This window comes from Candidatus Methylomirabilis sp., from assembly GCA_036000645.1.
In the GTDB taxonomy this organism is placed as follows: Bacteria; Methylomirabilota; Methylomirabilia; order Methylomirabilales; family JACPAU01; genus JACPAU01.
The window spans coordinates 1-5,024 of the sequence record DASYVA010000042.1; the positions used below are offsets into that span (position 1 = coordinate 1).

A 5,024-nucleotide genomic window follows, 5' to 3' on the forward strand; every position below is an offset into this window, starting at 1 on the left:
GTGATGCAGCTCCGGAACAACTACGAGACGGAGGTCTTCAACGGGGACATCGGGCGGATCGTGCGCGTGGAGCCGGAAGAGGGGGCGCTCACCGTCCGGTTCGAGGAACGGGAGGTCTCCTACGACGCGTCAGACCTGGACGAGCTGACCCTGGCGTACGCCGTCACTGTTCACAAGGCGCAGGGGAGCGAGTACCCCGCGGTCCTGCTGCCGCTGCACACCCAGCACTTCATCATGCTGCGCCGCAACCTGCTCTACACCGCCATCACCCGTGGGCGGCGGCTGGATGTGCTGGCCGGGAGCCGGCGGGCGCTGGCCATCGCGGTGAAGACGGCGCCGCCGGAGGGCCGGCACACGCGGCTTGCGAATCGGCTCCGGGCTGCGGCCGAGCGGAGGGAGGGATGAACCGGGCGACCGTGGCGGTCCAGGTGAAGGTCCAGCCCCCCGGGCCGCGGGCGAAACGCTGGGCCGCCTATCACCTCGCCGCCGCCGCCCCCGCCACCTACGTGGAGGGCTTCATCTGGGATCGGACGGCGCCCGCGATCGGGCCCTTCTGCACCGACGCCGACGGGAACGTCCTCCTGGACTTCGCGTCGCATATCGGGACGGCCGCCCTCGGCTACAACCACCCCGCCCTGCTCGAGGAGGCCGCCCGCTGCGCCGCCGTGGACCCGGACCGCTACGCCGGGACCGACTTCATCGGCGCGGCGGGCCCGGACCCGGAGCGGGCTGCGTTTCCCACCCCCGCGCACCTGCAGCACAAGCTCCTGGAGCTCACGGCCCCGTTCAACTTCGGCCGCGTCTTCCTCTCGAACTCGGGGACGGAGGCGGTCGAGAACGCGATCAAGTGCTGCTACGCGGCGCGGCCCGCCGCGCGGTACGGCATCACCTTCGACGGGGCGTTCCATGGGCGGACGCTGGGCGCCCTCTCGCTCAACCGGAGCAAGGCGGCCCATCGCGCCTACTTTCCCCAGATTCCGCAGGTCCTGAGCCTCCCCTTCTGCACCTGCGCCGCGGCATGCCGTTGCGGCTGGGAGGAGGCCGACGGGACGAGCCGTCTCGCCCGCCTCCTCGCTCCCGAATCCGGCATCGTCCGGCCGGAGGAGGTGGCGTTTATCATTTTCGAGCCGGTCCAGGGGGAAGGCGGGTACCGCGTGCCCCGCAAGGCGTTTCTGCAGGAGGTCGCGCGCCTCGCGCGGCAGCACGGCATCCCCCTCATCGCCGATGAGGTGCAGTCGGGGATGGGGCGGACCGGGCGCTGGTGGGCGATCGAGCACTTCGGCGTGACGCCGGACCTCATCACCGCGGGCAAAGCGCTCCGGGTCGCGGCCACGGTCGGGCGAGCGGATCTCTTCCCGGCGGAGGCGGGGCGGCTCGGTGGGACGTGGGCCGAGGGCAACGCCCTCAGCACCGCCGTCGGCTACAGGACGATTGCAGTGATCGAGCGCGAGGGGCTCCTGCAGAACGCGACCCGGATGGGGGAGCGGCTCCTGGCCGGACTGCGCGATCTCGCCGGACGCCACCGGCACGTCGTGGAGAGCCGTGGCCTCGGCCTCATGGCCGCGATCGAGCTGGACACCCGGGAGCGGCGGGGGGCCGCGGTGCGCGCGGCCCTTGCGCGGGGCCTCGTCACCCTGGGGTGCGGCGTCAAGGCCATCCGGTTCCTCCCGCCCCTGGACGTGACGGAGCGCGAGATCGGGATCGCCCTCGAGCTGCTGGACGCGGCACTCGGCGCGGCCGCGACCTGACTTTCGCCGGCCAGGCACCGCTCAGGAGGGGGGGACCGGCTTTCCCTTCCGGGCGAGGGCCTTCCAGGTCTGACCCCCGTCGGCGGACTTCAGAAGGTCTGCAGTGAACGTCGCCATGTAGATTGTCTGTTCCCCATGGGGGGACGGTGCGAGGACGGCGATCGCATCCTCCGTCCCGAGGAACAGACCGGTTGCCCTCCACGTCTTGCCGCCATCCCCGCTCGTGATGAACCCCCGGTCCTTCCGCACGGCGTAGGCGTAGAGGCGTCTAGGATCGGTCGGGGAATAGGCGACGGCCGTCACGGAAAGTCCCTCGAGTTGCTCGCTCGCCGATGCCCACGTGCTTCCCCCGTCGCGGCTCACCAGCAGACCGGCCCGCGTCGCCGCCAGGAGGGTCCCCGATTCCTTCGGATGGCCGGCCAGGCCGAAGACATCCCGCAGGCCGGCGGCATCCAGTCGCTTCCAGGCCCCGTCCTTCGCCGAGACACGATACAAGCCCGGTGAGCGCATCACGTTCCATCCGTACAGGGTCTCGCCGTCCGCGCTGATCGTCATCGCATGGAAGTCCACCTGGCCCTGCAGGGCCAGCGGCCGCCAGGTCTGGCCGCCATCTAGGCTGATGAGGACGCCCATGGGGTTCGGCAAGCTCCCACCGTGCGGGTGGCCGCTGACAAAGACGGTGCCCTCCGTCCGGGGGTGGTGCGTGAAGCCCATATAGTCGTGGCGCGCCTCTCCCACCCATTCCCACTGGCGATCCTGGATCACACGCAGCAGCCCCCCGTGGGTCGCGACGAAGAGGACGTCGGGGTCCTTGGGGTCCACGGCGAGCCCGTGGATGTGGTGGAACTGTGTGGTTCCTGCGGGGGCTGCGGTTGCCAGGCCCGGGTGCTCGGCTGGTAGCACCATCAGGGCAACGGCGAGAGCGGACAGGATTCGCGGCAGCATGATGTCTCCTGGTAATTCAGGACGGGGTGAATGGTCAGTGTTCCCGGAGCAGGGTCGTTACGTCTTTGACAAGGCGCCCCATGGCCTCAACGTCGTTAAATTGGTAGTACCCGCGGATCCGGGCCCTGCGATCCATCAGGACGAATCGGGAGCTATGGATGAACGTCTTGCCCACCTGCCCAAGATCCGCCAGGGCAGGCGCCGGCCCGAAAAGCCGGCCCTGTACCCCTTCCTCCGGATCGACGACGCTGAGCCGGAAGCCCTCTAGGGCGAGGCGGTAGATCGTCCTCTTTTCCCCCGTCAGGAACAGCCACCGGTCCGGGTCAGCCCCGAAGCGCTCCGCGTATTCGGACAAGACCGCCGGGGTGTCGCGTTCCGGATCGACGCTGATGGAGACCAGCCGGAAGTTCCGTTCGGCCGCGAGCTCCTTCTGCAGCAGGGCCATCTGGGCGGTCTGCAGGGGACACGTGTCGGGGCAATGGGTGTAGATGAAGTTGGCGATCCAGACCTTCCCCCGGAGGTCGGCCAGGACGATGCGCTTGCCGCTCCGCTCGACCAGCGAGAAATCCGGGACCGCCCCGAAGACCTTCAGCCCTTCGAGCGGCCTTTCCTCGCTCGTCCCTTGTCGTGGCCGCGCTCCCTGCCAGGTCCAGAGGGCTGTCCCCAGGAGCCCGGCCAGCCCAACGATGAGAACGCCTGCCGCCCCTCTCGCGAGCCTGAGCCACCCAACCATAGGCCATCCTAACGTAAGGAACCGGTAGATGGCTTTGCCGTGATCATGTCAGGTCTCAAGCAATCTTGGCCAGCGTGATCATGCCGCCTTCCATGTGCATCGGCTTGTGGCAATGGAAGAACCAGTCGCCGGGATTGTAGGCGGTGAACTCGATGTCCACGGAACCCATGTGCGCGTCGACGTCCACGGAGTCTTTCACGATCGGCTGCCGGAGGCGCCGCCCGTTCACGGCCAGGACCTTGAAGGACTGGCCGTGCAGGTGCATGGGATGAGCCTCCATGCTCATGTTGGAGAACCGGACCCGGACCAGGTCACCCCGGCGCACTCGTAACGGGTCCGTGCGGGGATACTGCTTCCCGTTGATCGTCCAGGCGTCGGAACCCATCATCCCGCCACTGAGGGTCAGTTCGAACGTCCGCTCGCGCCCCGAGGGAGCGTGCAGCACGTCGCGGCCGCGCCCCAGGCCGTACCGCCAGAGGTTCAGGTCCCTAGGCCGCTCAGCGGGGGGGTCGGGAGTTCTGCCCTCGTGCCCCTCGTACAGGACGGTGACCTGCTCCCCGGCACCCGGGTGGCCGGGCTCGGCGCAGTACAGGAACCAGGCCCCGGGGCGGTCGGCCACGAAGAGCACGTCGTAGCGCTCGCTGGGGGCGATCGGTACCGCGTCCACAGCCACGGGCTCCACGAGCGGGTTGCCGTCGGTATGCGTCACCTGAAGCCGATGGCCGGCCAGCCGGATGACGTGGGTGTGGTCGGCACTGGCATTGATGAGGCGCAGGCGGACCCGCTCGCCCTTGCGGACCCGGAGCGGGTCGGTCGCCGGAAACGCCTTGCCGTTGATGGTCATCACGTCGTAGGCAGGGTGCTGGCCGCCGCCCATCATCCCCCCCATGCCCTGGCCCCCCATCATGCCTTTCATCATCCGGCCCATGCCGCCGCCCATCATTCCACCCGTGCTCCCCCGGGCCCCGGCGGTCCCCTCGCGGGTGCTCGGGAGCGGCCGGCCGGTCCCCGTGGCCCAGTCGTCGAGGACGAGGGTGTATTCCCGATCGGATGGGAAGGGGTCCCCATTCGCCGGCTCGATGATCAGGGGGGCATAGAGGCCCAGGTCGAGCTGCCTGTGCTCTTCGGTGTGGGTATGGTACCAGCGCGTCCCGGCCGGCCGGGCCTCGAACTCGTAGATAAAGGTCTCGCCCGGCTTCACCGGCGCCTGGGTCACCCCGGGCACCCCGTCCATCGGGTTCGGGACATCCACCCCGTGCCAGTGGATCGTGGTCGGCTCGGGCAGGTCGTTCTTCAGGACGATTCGCACCCGCTCGCCCTCCCGGAGCCGGATCTCCGGGCCGGGGACCCGGCGATTGTAGGTCCAGGCTTTGATGACCTTGTCCGGAGCCAGCTCCCACTCCACCTCGCGCGCGATGAGCTGGATCTCCCGGATCCGGCTCCCCGCCCCAGCCTGACCGGCCCGCGCCGGGCGGGCGAGCAGGGACGCTTCCCCGGCAGAGAAGGCCAACCCCGCCAGGCCAGCCTGACCCAGTACGCCCAAAAAGGCGCGCCGGGAGAGCGGCAGCCCGGATAGGCCATCGACCCCCGTGAGATTC

The 5,024-nt window shown here is 69.4% G+C and carries 5 protein-coding genes; 2 read left to right on the plus strand and 3 right to left on the minus strand.

What is annotated here, in order from left to right; all coding sequences use genetic code 11:
• Positions 1-405 (plus strand): ATP-binding domain-containing protein (locus VGT06_02390; protein ID HEV8661983.1); only part of this gene is annotated, 405 nt, incomplete at its 5' end.
• Positions 402-1,748: an aminotransferase class III-fold pyridoxal phosphate-dependent enzyme gene (locus VGT06_02395; GenBank protein ID HEV8661984.1), complete on the plus strand. Its 1,347-nt coding sequence runs from the start codon at positions 402-404 to the stop codon at positions 1,746-1,748. The genes VGT06_02390 and VGT06_02395, both read left to right, overlap by 4 nt.
• 21 nt (positions 1,749-1,769) lie before the next feature.
• Here VGT06_02395 and VGT06_02400 read toward each other — a convergent pair whose 3' ends face one another.
• The 3 genes from VGT06_02400 to VGT06_02410 all read right to left on the minus strand — a co-directional run.
• Positions 1,770-2,693, minus strand: a complete 924-nt coding sequence (locus tag VGT06_02400; GenBank protein ID HEV8661985.1) for a hypothetical protein — start codon at positions 2,691-2,693, stop codon at positions 1,770-1,772.
• A gap of 34 nt (positions 2,694-2,727) precedes the next feature.
• The gene (locus tag VGT06_02405; GenBank protein ID HEV8661986.1) at positions 2,728-3,426 is read right to left on the minus strand and encodes an SCO family protein; all 699 of its coding nucleotides are present in this window, start codon (positions 3,424-3,426) and stop codon (positions 2,728-2,730) included.
• 55 nt (positions 3,427-3,481) lie between these two features.
• Positions 3,482-5,024: multicopper oxidase family protein (locus VGT06_02410; protein ID HEV8661987.1), on the minus strand; the 1,543-nt coding region annotated here is incomplete at its 5' end.

Bases quoted from the DNA above. Each gene is read 5' to 3' on its own strand.
- VGT06_02395 (HEV8661984.1), top strand. From the start codon at position 402: ATGAACCGGGCGACCGTGGCGGTCCAGGTGAAGGTCCAGCCCCCCGGG.
- VGT06_02400 (HEV8661985.1), bottom strand. From the start codon at position 2,693: ATGCTGCCGCGAATCCTGTCCGCTCTCGCCGTTGCCCTGATGGTGCTA.
- VGT06_02405 (HEV8661986.1), bottom strand. From the start codon at position 3,426: ATGGTTGGGTGGCTCAGGCTCGCGAGAGGGGCGGCAGGCGTTCTCATC.